Source organism: Altererythrobacter sp. CAU 1644 (assembly GCF_029623755.1).
Lineage (GTDB): Bacteria > Pseudomonadota > Alphaproteobacteria > Sphingomonadales > Sphingomonadaceae > Erythrobacter > Erythrobacter arenosus.
This window is the reverse complement of the sequence record NZ_CP121106.1, coordinates 673,129-687,284: the sequence shown is the minus strand read 5'-3', so window position 1 is coordinate 687,284 and position 14,156 is coordinate 673,129. Positions and strand designations below refer to the sequence as shown.

At 63.1% G+C, this 14,156-nt stretch carries 12 protein-coding genes and 1 tRNA gene; 7 read left to right on the top strand and 6 right to left on the bottom strand.

The features are described 5' to 3' along the window. Window positions 1-3: 3 nt before the first annotated feature. Both P7228_RS03465 and P7228_RS03460 read right to left on the bottom strand, forming a co-directional pair. A tRNA-Val gene (locus tag P7228_RS03465) sits at window positions 4-78 on the bottom strand. Between the two features lie 178 nt (window positions 79-256). Continuing rightward, a complete protein-coding gene (locus P7228_RS03460; protein ID WP_278016829.1) occupies window positions 257-2,605 on the bottom strand; it encodes a TonB-dependent receptor in 2,349 nt (782 codons plus the stop codon). Between the two features lie 120 nt (window positions 2,606-2,725). On the opposite strand from P7228_RS03460, the gene P7228_RS03455 reads away from it, so the two are divergent. Beyond that, window positions 2,726-3,343, top strand: coding sequence for a TetR/AcrR family transcriptional regulator (locus P7228_RS03455; protein WP_278016828.1), 618 nt, complete (start codon window positions 2,726-2,728; stop codon window positions 3,341-3,343). 7 nt (window positions 3,344-3,350) lie between these two features. On the opposite strand, the gene sppA is transcribed toward P7228_RS03455, so the two are convergent. Further along, window positions 3,351-5,243 carry a signal peptide peptidase SppA gene (gene sppA / locus P7228_RS03450; RefSeq protein WP_278016827.1) on the bottom strand — a complete coding sequence of 631 codons (1,893 nt, stop codon included), beginning with the start codon at window positions 5,241-5,243 and terminating at the stop codon, window positions 3,351-3,353. 120 nt (window positions 5,244-5,363) lie between these two features. On the opposite strand from sppA, the gene P7228_RS03445 reads away from it, so the two are divergent. From P7228_RS03445 to P7228_RS03435, 3 genes are all read left to right on the top strand, one after another. Beyond that, entirely contained in the window at window positions 5,364-6,380 is a 1,017-nt protein-coding gene (locus P7228_RS03445; RefSeq protein WP_278016826.1) for an aspartate carbamoyltransferase catalytic subunit, read from the top strand. Next, window positions 6,377-7,606 carry a dihydroorotase gene (locus P7228_RS03440; RefSeq protein WP_278016825.1) on the top strand — a complete coding sequence of 410 codons (1,230 nt, stop codon included), beginning with the start codon at window positions 6,377-6,379 and terminating at the stop codon, window positions 7,604-7,606. The genes P7228_RS03445 and P7228_RS03440 overlap by 4 nt, the downstream gene beginning before the upstream one ends. 82 nt (window positions 7,607-7,688) lie before the next feature. Continuing rightward, window positions 7,689-8,507, top strand: a complete 819-nt coding sequence (locus P7228_RS03435) for a hypothetical protein (protein WP_278016824.1) — start codon at window positions 7,689-7,691, stop codon at window positions 8,505-8,507. 58 nt (window positions 8,508-8,565) lie between these two features. Here P7228_RS03435 and P7228_RS03430 read toward each other — a convergent pair whose 3' ends face one another. From P7228_RS03430 to P7228_RS03420, 3 genes are read right to left on the bottom strand one after another with little or no spacing between them, the layout of a single operon-like run. Next, a complete protein-coding gene (locus tag P7228_RS03430) occupies window positions 8,566-9,894 on the bottom strand; it encodes an SPOR domain-containing protein (protein WP_278016823.1) in 1,329 nt (442 codons plus the stop codon). 32 nt (window positions 9,895-9,926) lie between these two features. Then, complete coding sequence (locus P7228_RS03425) at window positions 9,927-10,424, bottom strand: hypothetical protein (protein WP_278016822.1); 498 nt, start codon at window positions 10,422-10,424, stop codon at window positions 9,927-9,929. 27 nt (window positions 10,425-10,451) lie between these two features. Further along, entirely contained in the window at window positions 10,452-11,168 is a 717-nt protein-coding gene (locus P7228_RS03420) for a ParA family protein (RefSeq protein ID WP_278016821.1), read from the bottom strand. Between the two features lie 200 nt (window positions 11,169-11,368). Between P7228_RS03420 and P7228_RS03415 the strand changes: the two genes are divergently transcribed. From P7228_RS03415 to P7228_RS03405, 3 genes are all read left to right on the top strand, one after another. Next, on the top strand, window positions 11,369-12,421 hold the full coding sequence (locus P7228_RS03415; RefSeq protein WP_347402852.1) for an SPOR domain-containing protein: 1,053 nt from the start codon (window positions 11,369-11,371) through the stop codon (window positions 12,419-12,421). 40 nt (window positions 12,422-12,461) lie between these two features. Next, the gene (locus P7228_RS03410) at window positions 12,462-13,772 is read left to right on the top strand and encodes a DUF418 domain-containing protein (protein WP_278016820.1); all 1,311 of its coding nucleotides are present in this window, start codon (window positions 12,462-12,464) and stop codon (window positions 13,770-13,772) included. Window positions 13,773-13,840: 68 nt separating this feature from the next. Next, on the top strand, window positions 13,841-14,029 hold the full coding sequence (locus tag P7228_RS03405) for a (2Fe-2S)-binding protein (RefSeq protein WP_278016819.1): 189 nt from the start codon (window positions 13,841-13,843) through the stop codon (window positions 14,027-14,029). Window positions 14,030-14,156: the final 127 nt, after the last annotated feature.

The window sequence follows — 14,156 nt, the reverse complement described above, 5'->3', positions numbered from 1 at the left end:
GAATGGTGGGCGCGGCAAGGATTGAACTTGCGACCCCACCCGTGTGAAGGGTGTGCTCTACCACTGAGCTACGCGCCCGTCCGGTCGTCTAGGCGGCCCTTGGCCTGCCGGACAGGGGCGCGCAATTGCCACGGGTACTGCCGCTTGGCAAGTGCCGACTTTGGCCGAAACCGGATTACGCAAATGAAACGGCCGGGGCCGGGCGCTGGCCCTTGCACACCGACCGTTTCAGGCGCTGACCCCTGGGAGGAGCGGGTCAGTATTCGATGGTTGCGGTCAGGAATACCTGCCGTGGATTGCCGTAGAACGCGGTCAGCGTTCCTTCCGGGCCAAGCGTCGGGATCGGCTGGCCATTGGCGCCGGGAATGATGGCACCCGTCGTCGGATTGGTGGCGACGAAGGTGTAGCCGCTGGTCTTGTATTCCTTGTCGAACAGGTTCTTGCCGTAGAGACCAATCGACCAACGGTTGCCCGGCGCCTTGTAGATCACGCTGGCATCGACCAGCGCATAGCCATCCTGGTCGATATAGGGATTGGGAATCTCGAATTGGTAGGTCTTGCTGCGGTAGCTGACGCCGGTGCCCAGGTAGAGATCGCCCTCGCCGACGGGGAGAGTGTAGCTGAGATTGGCCGACCCGGTGAATTCCGGGGTGTTCTGGACCTCGCGAAACTCGGCGACGTCGGTCGGGGTGTTGCCGATATTGGTGATGTACTCGTCATACTCGGCGTCGATCCAGCCTGCCGAAAGCGCGAGGTTGAAGCCGCTGCCGAGCCGGACATTACCTTCGAATTCGAGGCCCTTGAAGGTCGCCTTGCCTGCATTCGAGACCACGCCGCAGAAGGTCGGCAGACCGCCGACGGTGCAGGCGACCGAACCCGGAATCTGGACGTCGGTGTAGTCGGCATAGAAGGCAGCCAGCGCGAGATTGACCGCGCCGCCGGCAAGCGAAGCCTTGTAGCCCAGCTCGTAGCTGTCGACCTCTTCGGGTCGGAAGCTGAGGAAGGCAGAGACTTCCGCATCAGAGCGGCTGCCATTGCCGTCGAGATCGGGGGCATTGGCACCGACCCCGCGGGGGTCGAAGCCACCGCCCTTGAAGCCCTTGGAATAGCTGGCGTAGATATTGTGATCGGGCGTCGGCATGAAGCTGACCGAGGCGCGTGGCGTGAATTTCTTGAACTCGCGGCTACCTGAGAAATCGGTGCTCGGCGCGCCGAAGGGAACGCCGGCGCCACCGAAGATTGGTGACCCGCCGCCGAGATAGTTCTGGCGCAGGATCGAGGCGGAACGCTCGTCCCAGGTGTAGCGCCCGCCGACCGAGAGCGAGATCTGCTCAGTCACGTCGAAGGTGAAGTCTCCGAAAACGGCATAGGTTTCGGTATCGACATCGGCTTCGGTGAAGGCGGTCAGTCCGGGGAACGTAGTGAAGATCCGGACGTCGAACAGCGTGTCCGCCTTGGCGTCGAGGTAATAGAACCCGACCAGGCCGCTGAACGCGCCGCCATCGTCCCACAGCAGCTGCACTTCCTGGCTCAGCTGCTCGTTGAAGTAGCTCCCCGGAACATCGAGATCGACCGCCGGCAGCGCGTCGAAGTCGATCGGCGTATCGGTGCTGTCCTTGCGGAAGGCCGAGATCGACCTCAGCGTGAGGGCATCGGACAGTTCGATCTCAGCGTTCATCATCACGCCATAGGCTTCGACTTCCTGTTCCGGATCGTTCAGCCCACCGCGCGTGTCGAAGACGTTGTCTAGCACAGGGGCTCCCGAGACGAGGCCGGGTATCAGGCGGTGGCCGCCTCGCGGATTGCTTTTGTCCTTGGTGTAGTCGCCCTGGATGCGCAGGAATACCGGCTCGCCATAACCGCCCATTTCGAGGCTCGCACGGCCGGCCCAGATATCCTTGTTGTAGTTCTCAATTCCCAGCGTGAGATTGTCGCCAAAGCCGCCGCGCGAAAGGCGGGCGAGAGAACCGCCGACACGGACGAGATCACCCAGGGGCGCACCGACCGTCACGACCCCTTCGGCCTGGTCGTAGGTGCCGTAGGTAGCACGTGCCTTGAGATAGAAGTCCTGCGGCAGACGCTTGGTCACGTATTTGACCGCGCCGCCGATCGTGTTGCGACCGTATAGCGTCCCCTGCGGGCCGCGCAGGACTTCGATCCGTTCGACGTCGTAGATGTCGAGGACGGCCGCCTGCGGTCGATTGAGATAAACGTCGTCGAGGTAGATGCCGACGCCTTGCTCGAAGCCGGAAACGGGATCCTGCTGCCCGATCCCGCGAATGAAGGCGGAGAGCGTCGAGTTAGTCGCGCGCGAGCTCTCCAGCGTGACGTTGGGCGCGAAATTGCCGACATCGGTGAGATCGAGCGCCCCCTGGTTCGCCAGTTGCTCGCCCGAGATAGCGGTGACAGCGATCGGAACATCGATGGCGCGCTCTTCGCGGCGGCGGGCAGTCACGACGATGACGTTGCCATTGGCCTCCCCTTCCACGCCGGTGCCCGCGTTGTCTTGCGCGGCGACGCCCGACGGCGCGAGTGCGATTGCCAGCGCTGCACCGGCGCAGCCGGTCAACCAAGCGTGAGTAGGAATTCGAGCCGAACAAGCCATCAAACACTCTCCCTGAGTCCAAGTCCGGTCTCCAATATTGAAAGTTGAACCAACTTTCAAGTTCAGACTTGCGCGGCGTGATCGCACCGCTTAGTTTCCGGGGCGGGGGAGAGAATTTCGATGGACCAGCCAGCTGCTGCGAGCGACAAGACACCGCGCACTTCGCGCGGACGACGCACCCTGCGCAAACTGCTCGATGCGGCGGCGGTGGAATTCGGTGAAAAGGGGTTTCACGAGGCTTCGATCAGCTCGATTACCGGGCGCGCCAATGTCGCGCTGGGCACGTTTTACACCTATTTCGACAGCAAGGACGCGCTGTTCCGGGCCCTCGTTGCGGATATGAGCGAGGCGGTGAAGGCCAGCGCGCGCGAGGCCATCCACGAAGGCATGGGGGCGTTGGAGGTCGAGCGCGCGGCCCTGGCCGACTTTCTCAAGTTTGCGCGCGAACATCGCGAGATCTACCGGATCATCGATGAAGCGGAATTCGTCGATCCCGCCAGCTATCGCCGCCACTACGAAACTATTGCCGATCGCTTTGTCGAACGCCTCAAGGGTGGTGGCAACAGTGGCGAGCTGCGCGGCGGGCTGGGCGAGGTGCACGCCTGGGCCCTGATGGGAATGAACGTTTTTGTTGGCCTCCGCTACGCCGTATGGGGCGAAGGCCGGGAGGACCTCGACAGGATTGCCGAGGAGGTCAACCTCTTGATTGCGCGCGGCATCGAAGCCACAGAGGGCTAAGCGCGGGCTATTTGGCGAAGAAGCCCAGCACGCTCTCCAACCAGCTCGACCCGACGCCTCCTTGCGCAGGGGCGGCCACGCGACCGGACTTCGGGCATTCGAGACAATAGGCTTGCACCCCGCGCGCGCCAAGCAGTCGGTCGAGATCGAGCGCCAGTCGCGCCGAAAATTCCTGCTGGCCCTGGGCGATGACGCCAAAGAGATCGGCGCCTGCCTTATGTGCCTGCTTGGCATCGTCGCTTAGCATGCGACGGATCAGCGTTTCGTAAGGATCGGCTGAAGAACCGAGACGGACAAGGTGCCAGTCGCCTTCTTTGAGCCCGGCCTCCTTCGCCGCCCATTCGGCCGCGTCGTCGAGACCGCCGAACTGGCTGACAAGGCCAAGTTGGCGCGCGCTGCCGCCGTCCCAGACGCGGCCCTGCGCCACCTCGTCGACCCGGGCGGGCGTCATCCCGCGCGCTTTCGCGACATACGCAACGAACTTGGTGTAGATGTTGTCGACCGAGCCCTGGAGGATGGTATCGACCTCGGGCGTGAAGCCGGCGACGAGGTCGGGCTGGCCCGACAGCGGGGTGGTACGGAAACCGTCGGGATTGACCCCGATCTTGGCTGCGGTCTGTTCAAATGTCGGGATCACGGCAAACACGCCGATCGAGCCGGTAATGGTTTCCGGCTGGGCAAAAATCTGATCCCCCGCGGTCGCGACCCAATAGCCGCCGCTCGCCGCGACATTGGCGAAGGAGATCGCGACGGGAATGTCGTTGGCCTTGTGACGCATGATCGCGCGTCGGATTTCCTCCGAGGCCAGCACCGATCCACCGGGCGAATCTACTCGCACCACCAAGGCCGCCAGATCGTCGTCGAGCGCGTCGTCGAGCAACTGCGCGATGCGGTCGCCACCCGCCGAGCCGGGGCCGGCATCGCCATCGACGATATCGCCGGCGACGGTGACGACGCCGATCGCCTTGCCTGGCTTCTTGTCGCCAATATCGGCCAGAAAGGGCTTGAGCCCGGTGGAAGCATAGGAACCCGGTGCGTCATCCCAATCGTCCTTGCCAGCGAGTTCCGCCATGCGCTTGCCGAAATCGATGCGGCTGCCAAGCTTGTCGACCAGCTTCGCCGAAAGCGCGGCCTGCGCCAGATCACCCTTTGCCGCCGCGACCCATTCAGCGGGCTGGCCGGTGACCCGGGCGAGATCGAGCGCCGGGCGGGCCTTCTTCACATTTGCCTGCCACTCTTCCCACAGAGCGCCGTAAAGGCTGGTGTAGTTTTCGCGCGATTCCTCCGACATCGAGTTGCGCGAATAGGGCTCGACGGCCGACTTGTAGGTGCCGACCTTGTAGACATGGGCGTTGATGCCGAGCTTCTCGATCAGCTCGCCGTAATAGAGATTGCTGCCTCCAGGTCCGGCGATCATCGCTCCGCCCATCGGATCGAGCCACACCTCGCTTGCATGCGCCGCCAGCATCATGCCGTCGTCCATATAGCCGACGGCATAGGTCAGGACCGGCTTGTTTGCCCCGCGCACGCGGTCCATCGCTTCGCCCACTTCCTGCAGGTGCACTTGTCCGCCGCCAAGGAACCGGGTGAGATCGATCGCCACCGCCTTGATACGGTCGTCGGTGGCTGCCGCTTCCAAGGCTGCGACCAATTCGTGGACCGGGTATTCGCCGACCGGCGCCTCTTGCGCCAGCAATGCCTGCAGCGGATCGACTTCGCTGCGCTCCTCCACCACATAGCCGTCCAGTTCCAGCAGCAGCGCGCCGTCGCGAACGAGGCCAGGGCTGGGGCGGGCGGATAGGATCGCGAAGAGCAGCGCAAAAAACAGCAACAGGAACAGCAGGGCCAGCCCGTCCTTAATGCCAACCAGCAGCCGCCAAATCTTGCCTGCGAAACTCATATGCGCCCCAAATTGCCTAATGTCGGGGCTAATCTAGGGGTTGTGCCTGAAACTTCCAATGGAAAGCGGCCAAGGAAAAGGTTGAGCGGTCGACACCCTTCGACTAAGGGCGTGGCTTTAATGACATCGACGGACACCACCTCGCACAGCGCCCGCTATCCTGCGGGTTCGCTGGCCTATCCGCACCGCGACCTGCTTGGCATCGCACAGCTTGAACGGCACGAAATCCTCTATCTGCTGGACGAGGCCGAGCCTTGGGTCGAGCTCAACCGGCAAAGCTCGAAGCATGTCGACCGGCTCGCCGGGCTGACGATCATCAATGCCTTCTTCGAAAATTCGACCCGAACGCTGCTGAGCTTCGAGATTGCTGGCAAGCGGTTGGGTGCCGACGTAGTCAATATGCATGCCGCGCAATCCTCGGTGAAGAAGGGCGAAACGCTGATCGATACCGCGATCACGCTCAACGCCATGCGTGCAGATGCCATCGTCATCCGACACGGTTCGAGTGGGGCGGTCGACCTGATCGCGAGCAAGGTCGATTGCCCGGTCCTCAACGCAGGCGACGGGCAACACGAGCATCCGACGCAGGCCCTTCTCGATGCGCTTGCACTTCGCCATGCTCTGCGTGGACGCGGCGAGGCGGCCGAAGACTTCACCGGGCTGACGGTCACGATCTGCGGCGACATCCTGCATAGCCGCGTCGCGCGTTCGAATATCCTGTGCCTGCAGGCGCTCGGTGCTTCGGTCCGTCTGTGCGCGCCGCCAGCGCTGATGCCGGTGGGAGTCGAAGCGATGGGGGCGCAAACGTTCCACGATTTCGACGCCGCGCTCGATGGTAGCGATGTGGTGATGATGCTGCGGCTCCAGAACGAGCGGATGCAGGGCCAGTTCATTCCGTCGGAGCGCGAGTATCATCACCTTTACGGCCTCACCAGGGAACGGTTGAAGCGCGCCGCGCCTGACGCTTTGGTCATGCACCCGGGCCCTATGAATCGCGGGGTCGAGATCGACAGCGAAGTGGCCGACATGCTCGACCGCTCGATTATCACGCGGCAGGTCGAGATGGGGGTCGCGATCAGGATGGCTTGCCTCGACATATTGACCCGCAAGGCGCGCGGTGTGGAGGGCTGGGCATGAAACAGCAACGCCCCCTCACGATCGTCAATGGCCGCGTCGTCACTCCCGACGGCCTCGTCGATGGCGGACTAAGGCTGGTCGATGGCGCAATTGCCTCGGTCGGTTCGATCGAGGCGCAGGACGGCGACGAAACCCTCGACGCCAGGGGCCAGGTCATTGCGCCTGGCCTGGTCGATCTGGGCGTCTTCGCGATCGACAAGCCCGCGTTCCACTTCGGCGGGATCACGCGCGCGGCCTTGATGCCCGACCAGTCTCCCCCGCTCGACTATCCGAGCCGGGTGAACCTGATGGCAAAGAGCGGCAAGCCGGACTTGTGGGTCCATCCGCTTGCCGCTGCGACCTGCGATCTCAAGGGCGCGCAATTGGCCGAGATAGCGCTGATGAAGGACGCAGGCGCGCGCGGCGTTGCGACCGGGCGCCGCTGGGTCGCCGACAGCGGGGTGATGCTGCGCTTGCTGCAATATGCCGCCATGCTCGACCTGGTGGTTGTAACCCATGCCGAAGACGGTGGACTGGTGGGCAGCGCGGCTGCAACCGCAGGCGAAATGGCTACCCGTCTGGGTTTGCCGAGCGCCCCGGCAGAGGCCGAAGCACTCGCGGTGGCACGCGATCTCGCACTGGCCGAAATCTCGGGCGCGCGGCTGCATTTTCGCCAGGTGACGACGCGGGCCTCGCTCGAACTGGTGCGGTCGGCCAAGGCACGCGGGGTCAATGTCACGGCGGGCGTTACGCCTGCGCATTTCATGCTCTCCGATCTGGCAACCGCGGACTTCCGGACCTTCGCCCGGCTGTCGCCGCCGCTGCGGCTCGATGCGGATCGCAAGGCGGTGATCGAGGCGATCGGAGACGGGACGATCGACGTCATCGCGTCGGGCCACGATCCGCGCGGGGCGGAGGATAAGCGCTTGCCCTATGCCGATGCGGCCGAAGGCATGGCCGGGGCGGAAACATTGCTGGCGATGACGCTGACGCTGGTGCGGGACGAAGTCATCGACCTGCCGCGGGCGTTCGACCTCCTCGCGCGCAATCCGGCCCGGTTGCTTGGGGTGAATGCCGGTGAACTGCGCATGGGATTTGAAGCCGATGTTGCACTGATCGATCCCGAAAAACCTTGGATCATCGACCGCCGGGAAATGAAATCGACCGCCGATAACACGCCGTTCGATGGCCAGCCGACGCAAGGCCGGGTGACCGCTTTGTTCAAGGGCGGCGTTTCGGTCGACTAATCCTATCTGGCCGATTTCCATCAGGGTCGGAAAGGTGTAGAGTCCGGCGCAGGGCCGCGTTCCTCATGGTGGGGAGGGGGGCTTGGCTACTCACGCAGAATCGAATGCGTCGCACGTGCACGCGCCGGTCGAGGGAACGCTGACCGCGTTCATCGATCGTTGGATTTACGTTTTCATGGCGGTGTTCCTGATCGCCATCGTCTTGGTCGGTTTTATCCCGGACTCGCTGATGAAGATGGATGCGGTGGCGCAGGGGCAACGACCACCCTTTCCGATGGTCATGCATGTTCACGCAGTCCTGATGGGCAGTTGGATGTTGCTGTTGCTGGCGCAAACCACGCTGATGGCGACCGGGCGCAGAGGGATGCATATGCAGCTGGGCATACTTGGCATGATCCTGGCGCCCGCCCTGGTGCTGGCAGGCGTGGTCCTGGTGCCTGTGAACCTTAGGCTGGTGGTTGCCTTCTCCGAAGGAGCGCCGCCGGCAGCTATCGAGCAGACGCAGCAATTTCTACACTTCATGACCAATATCGCGATCGCGCAGTTTCGGATCGGGGTGTGTTTCCTACTGATGGTGTTCATTGCACTGCGCGCGCGCCGGAACGATTCCGAATTGCACAAGCGGATGATCATCCTCGCTACGATTGCACCCTTGCCGGCCGCGTTCGACAGGATGACTTTCCTGCCGCACACGCTGCCGGATTCTCCGCTGACGATGGATTTCTGGCCCTTGTTGGCAATCTTGCCGATGCTGGTGTGGGACATCTATCGCGGGCGCGGGGTCCACAAGGCCTACCTGATCTACGCCGCGATCATGGTGCCCTCGGCGATCATCGTGAATCTCCTGTGGAATTCGGCCTGGTGGCACTCGGTCATGCCCGGAATTCTCTACGGCGCATAAAAATGGCCCCCGGAACCTTGCGGTGCCGGGGGCAGTCTCGCTGAAATAGTGAGTTGGCTTATCGGGCGGCCAAGCGGCGCTGGCTCGCTACCGTACCCGGCATGGGGCTGCTTTCCGCATAGGCGAAGCAACCCTTGCCGGTCGCCTTGACCGTCGAGCACATCGCCCGGGCGCTGGCAGCGCCGAAACCGGCGGCGGCAACGCGGTAGTAGGTCTTGCCCTTGACCTTGGCCTCGGTGATCACAGCTTCGCGACCCGAGAGCTGCGAATAGCGCTTCTGGTAGATCGACCAGGCGCGTTCGGCGCCAGCCCGGCTCGAGAAGCTGCCCAGTTGCACCAGATGCGTGCCTTCGGTCTGATCGACCGTGGCCGCCATACGGCGCTGCGTGCTGTTGGCGGCAACGCGCGAAACCGGTGCCGGCCGCGCTTCGACATAGCCTGCCGGGAGCGCCTGCACGACCTCGTTGGAGACGTAGCGCGATGCAGGTTCTGCGCTGGCAACCGGAGTGTAGTATTCTTCGGCGACCGCGAACTGGCCCGGCACATCTGCTGCCGGCAGCTCTTCGCCATCGACATCGCCATATGCCAGCATCGTGGCGTCTTCGGCCGGGATTTCGGCAGCGGCTTCGGCCACCATCATGCCGTGGCTGGGGAAGTTGGCGAGCGCAAGGTGCGTCGGCTGGCCACCATCGGCGGCGGGAGCGACGTTGAGCAGGCTCGCGACCCGGCGCTGGTAGTCTTCCGGACGCGCGCTTTCAGCCCAGTCGCTGAGGCGCTGGTCGAGTTGGTCGGCCGGGACATCTTCTGCCGCCATGACGCGGGCGGCGCGCCAATTGCCTTGGAGCGCGTAGGCATAGGCCAGGTTCTGGCGAACCTTGGCGCTTTCGTCGCCAGCGCGAACCGCATTGCCCAGGATGTGGACACCGCGGTCAGTCTCGCCTGCAAGCGCCAGTGCGAGGCCGAGGTCGGCGCCGCCGATTTCGTCCTGCCACTGGTTGAGCATGTCGACCGCTGCAGCATTATTGCCGAGCGCGACTTCGGCGAGCGCGTAGCTCAGCACGGTGCGCGGGTCGCTGTCGCCCAGTTCGATCGCATCGCTGAAGCTGGTGGCTGCCGAGGCGAACCGACCGGCTTCGAGATAGGCTGCGCCGAGCAGCGCGCGATAACCGGAATTGCGCGGTTCGGAGAGAACCGCAGCTTCGGCATGCGCGATGGCCTTGTCGACCTGCCCCTTCTCCAGCGCGACCTGTGCCTTCTGGAACGAGGTCTCGGCCAGCGGTGCAGCATTGGTGCTGCAGCCTGCCAGCGCGACACTGGCCAATGCCGTGGTAACGGCAAGGCTCATCTTGGGGCCAATCATCGGCTTCTTCTTGGCGGTACGACTCATCGTCTATCCCCCTCTTTCAGCGCATCCATCCTTCAGTTCCGCTTCATCCGAGCGGCCAAGGATTCGAGATCATCAATTTCGTCGAGCAGGGCGTCGAGCGCGGCGGTCACAAGCGATTGCGCGCTCTTTCCCTGCATGGTTGCGGCAAGCCGCAGTTTCAAATGGCGGTCGGCGTCGAGGCGCAGCGTGAAGGCGGCGCGCTTGCCCTGCTTGATCGCGCTCTTGCGCGCTTTGGCAGGCTTGGCCGGGGTCACCGAATTGTCCTGTTCAATGCTCTTGGCGAGTTGTTCGACCTGCTTGCGGACGATTGGCTGGTCGGCCTGGCTGTCCGAATTCGCCGGCTTGAGTTGGACGACTTCGGCGGTCCGTGCCTCGTCGTCGTCATGGCCCATGTCGTTCCAGCCCAGATCCTCGAGACTATCGGCGGTCGGGTTAGGAATCGGACCGAGCTGCGGACGCATTGCAGGCTTGGCGCCACCCTTGCGTGCGAGAAGGGTGGGGCTGAGAGAGGCAAAGCTGGCTTCGGTCATGGCGATGCGCGCTCCTTGCTTTGCCCGTTACTGGGCGACGCGGCGGCCGAAGCCACCACCGGGGCGGTTGGCACCCGGGATCTGCGACTGCGAATTCGGAGCCGCGAAAACGGTACGACGGAAGTTCTTCTCAAGACGATCCGAGATATACTTCCAGAGCGCGGTAACCTCGGCGGCGCTGCGGCCATCGGGGTCGACCTCCATCACCGTACGGCCGTCGATCATCGAGGCGGCAAAATCGGTGCGGTGGTGAAGCGTGATCGGAGCGACCGTGCCGTGCTGCGAAAGTGCAACGGCTGCTTCCGAAGTGATCTTGGCCTTGGGCGTCGCCGCGTTGACGACGAACACCAGCGGCTTGCCGGCGCGTTCGCACAGGTCGACCGTGGCACCCACGGCGCGCAGGTCGTGCGGGCTGGGGCGGGTCGGAACGACGATAAGCTCGGCGACACCGATCACCGACTGGATCGCCATGGTGATGGCTGGCGGCGTATCGATGACTGCCAGCTTGAAGCCCTGCTGACGCAGGACCTGGAGGTCGTTCGCGAGGCGAGCGACGGTGGTCTGGGCGAATGCCGGATATTCGGCCTCGCGTTCGTTCCACCAGTCGGCGAGCGAGCCCTGCGGGTCGATGTCGATAAGTACAACCGGGCCTGCGCCTGCGCGCTGAGCCTGGACGGCCAAGTGACCGGAAAGAGTAGTCTTCCCCGATCCGCCTTTTTGCGATGCCAATGCTAGTACACGCAAAGCCTGGGTCCCCCTGGTTAGCCCCAATGATCTTCAAGCCTATGACGGCTTCATTTGTGGGGGATCGCAGGATACCCCTAATATTGGGTTAACGAGGGTCTCTTCGCGCGCTCCGAAAGCGGGCGCGGTTTTGCTAACGTGGTATTTACCATGAAGCCGTAGAACCGGCATTTCGATGCGCGTGAGAGAAGGGGATTGCAGTGCAGACCATCGGACCGAAATCGAGCCTGTTGCTTGCAGGGGTCGCAGCGTCGCTATGCCTCGCCGCGCCGCTTGCTGCCAGCGTCAAGGACGGCGTCGATGCGTGGTCGCGCGGCGATTACGAGGCCGCCGTCGCCGAATGGCAGGGGCCAGCCACACAGGGCGATCCCGATGCGCAATTCAACCTTGCCCAAGCCTATCGCCTGGGGCGGGGGGTACCTACCGACATGGATCGCGCCCGCGAAATGTATCGCGCAGCGGCCGCCAATGGCCATGTGAAAGCCGCCGACAACTACGGCATGTTGCTGTTCCAGGAGGGCAAGCGCGAGGATGCGATGCCCTATATACGCGATGCCGCCGACCGTGGCGATCCGCGCGCGCAGTACATTCTGGGGCTCGCCCACTTCAACGCTGACCTGGCGCCCAAGGATTGGGTCCGCGCCTATGCACTGATGACGCTCTCCCACGCCGCCGGCCTGCCGCAGGCAGCATCGGCGCTGACACAGATGGACAGCTTTATCCCGACCGAACAGCGCCAGATGGCGCAGTCGCTGGCAGCAGAGATCAAGACCGCAAGTGATGCGCGCCGGACCGCCGTGCTGGCCCAGGCCGACCTCGCCCAACCGGCCACTCCGGTCGAAGACGCGACACCGCGAGTGCCGCGCAGGGTGGCAACTGCACCGATCGCGCCCTCGAATGCGAGCGGGCCCAGCTACATGCCCGCAACCGCCGGGGCCGATTTCGTTGCGACGCCCGCGTCGAGCAGCGCCACCCAAACTGCACCTGCGCCGGTTCCTGCCGTGAGACAGGCGGCCGCTGGAACTGGCCCATGGGCAATCCAGCTCGGGGCATTCGGCGTGCCCGGCAATGCGGAGAAGCTCTGGAGCAAGCTCTCGGGCCGCCCCGAACTTGCAGGCGCGAAGAAGATATTCAAGCCCAGCGGCAAGGTTACAGTCGTGCTTGCGGGCGGGTTCGACAGCCGAGACGCGGCCGGCACTGCGTGCCAGAAACTGAAGGCCTCGGGTCAAGACTGTCTTGTGACGCGTAACTGATTGATGCACACCCCCGCGGCAAGAGACGGTGGGGCAATGGATGAGCGAGATAGAAGCGCAGGCGCAAGATGCGCCTGGTTCAAGCGAAGAATTGGCTGAACACGTAGCGACGCCGGATCAGCCCGTTGGCGGCGGCGAGCGCATAGCTTCGCTCGATTTCATTCGCGGGGTTGCTGTCATGGGTATCCTCGCGGCCAATATCGTTGCCTTCGGGCAACCCTTTGCCGCCTACATGTGGCCCGACGGTTTCCTCGTTCCGCATGGCGACGAGGGCGGCTGGATGTGGATCGCGCAATTCGTGCTGATCGACGGCAAGATGCGCGGGCTTTTCACCCTCCTGTTTGGCGCGGGAATAATCCTGTTCCTCGAAAGAGCCTGGGTGCGTGGTTCAGGCCGTTGGCTGCAATTTCGGCGGCTCGTCTGGTTGATGCTGTTCGGCCTCGTCCATTTCTACCTGATCTGGTTCGGCGATATTCTCTTCTCCTACGCCATATCGGGGATGATCCTGTTGTTATGCGTGAGATGGCGCGGAAAGACCCAATTGAAAGTCGGCTTGCTCGGCTATCTGGCAGGGGCAATCATCTATGCTGCGATCATGGTCCCGACCCACTTCGTTGCCGACACTCCCTTGGGTGAACAAGCGGCATTTGCCGAGATGAGCGATGACCTTGAAGGAGGGAAACAATACGCGATTGATGATGGTGCGACGGAAAACGAGATAAAGAGCTCGGGCGATTACGGTGCTTTCGTCGAGCATCGGATGAGCGAACACGGCACTGACCCCTACACCAATGTTCTGCTGTTCTTCCCTGAAAGTCTGCCGTTAATGCTACTTGGTATGGCGCTCTTCAAACTTGGCTTGTTCAGTGGAGGCTTTGACCCTGCGAGGCAACGCTTGTGGGGCTGGACGGGCCTGCTTGTCGGCGGTGCGCTTCACCTCGCTATCGCACTTTGGACCAAGTCTGTCGGCTTCACGTATTACGGCACGCTTGCGGCATTCATGGGCATCACACCAATCCCGCGCCTGATTATGGTGCTGGGCCTTGCGGCATTGCTGTCGCTCTATGGTCCCAGAGCAACCGGCTGGCTTGGCCAGCGGATCTCGGCGGCTGGCCGCGCGGCGTTCACCAATTATCTCGGGACCTCGATCGTGATGCTGTTCGTCTTTCACGGCTGGGCCTTGGGATTGTTCGGAGAGCTCAATCGCCCGCAGCTTTACCTCGTGGTCCTGTTGTCTTGGGTGATGATGCTGGCGTGGTCGAAACCCTGGCTCGAGCGGTTCCGGTACGGCCCGCTCGAATGGTTGTGGCGGTGCCTGACCTACGGAAAAGTTTTCCCGCTGAAGCGCTAAATCACTTGCTATTGCGAATTGTTCGCATAAATATGCTCTTGCGAATCACTCGCAGGAGAAGCGCAAACATGTATGTCTGCATCTGCAATGCGATCAGGGAGACGGAGCTCCGCCGTGTGGCGCGCCATGTTTCCGGCGATGCGGAAGCGGCCTATGCCGCGTTGGGCAAGCAGCCCAATTGCGGTCAGTGCCTGTGCGATGCAGACGCGATCCTGTTCGAGGAACGCGAGGCCGGCTTCCAGGCCGTGGCCGCCTAAAACCCACCGCTCGAAACGCTACTGAAAATCGCTCGCAAATGGCGGAATTCCGCCATTTTTGCGCTGTTCGCCCCTTGCCTCGCCAAGGCATCGGGCGCATAGATCAGCGACTTCCAATCCAGCCAGG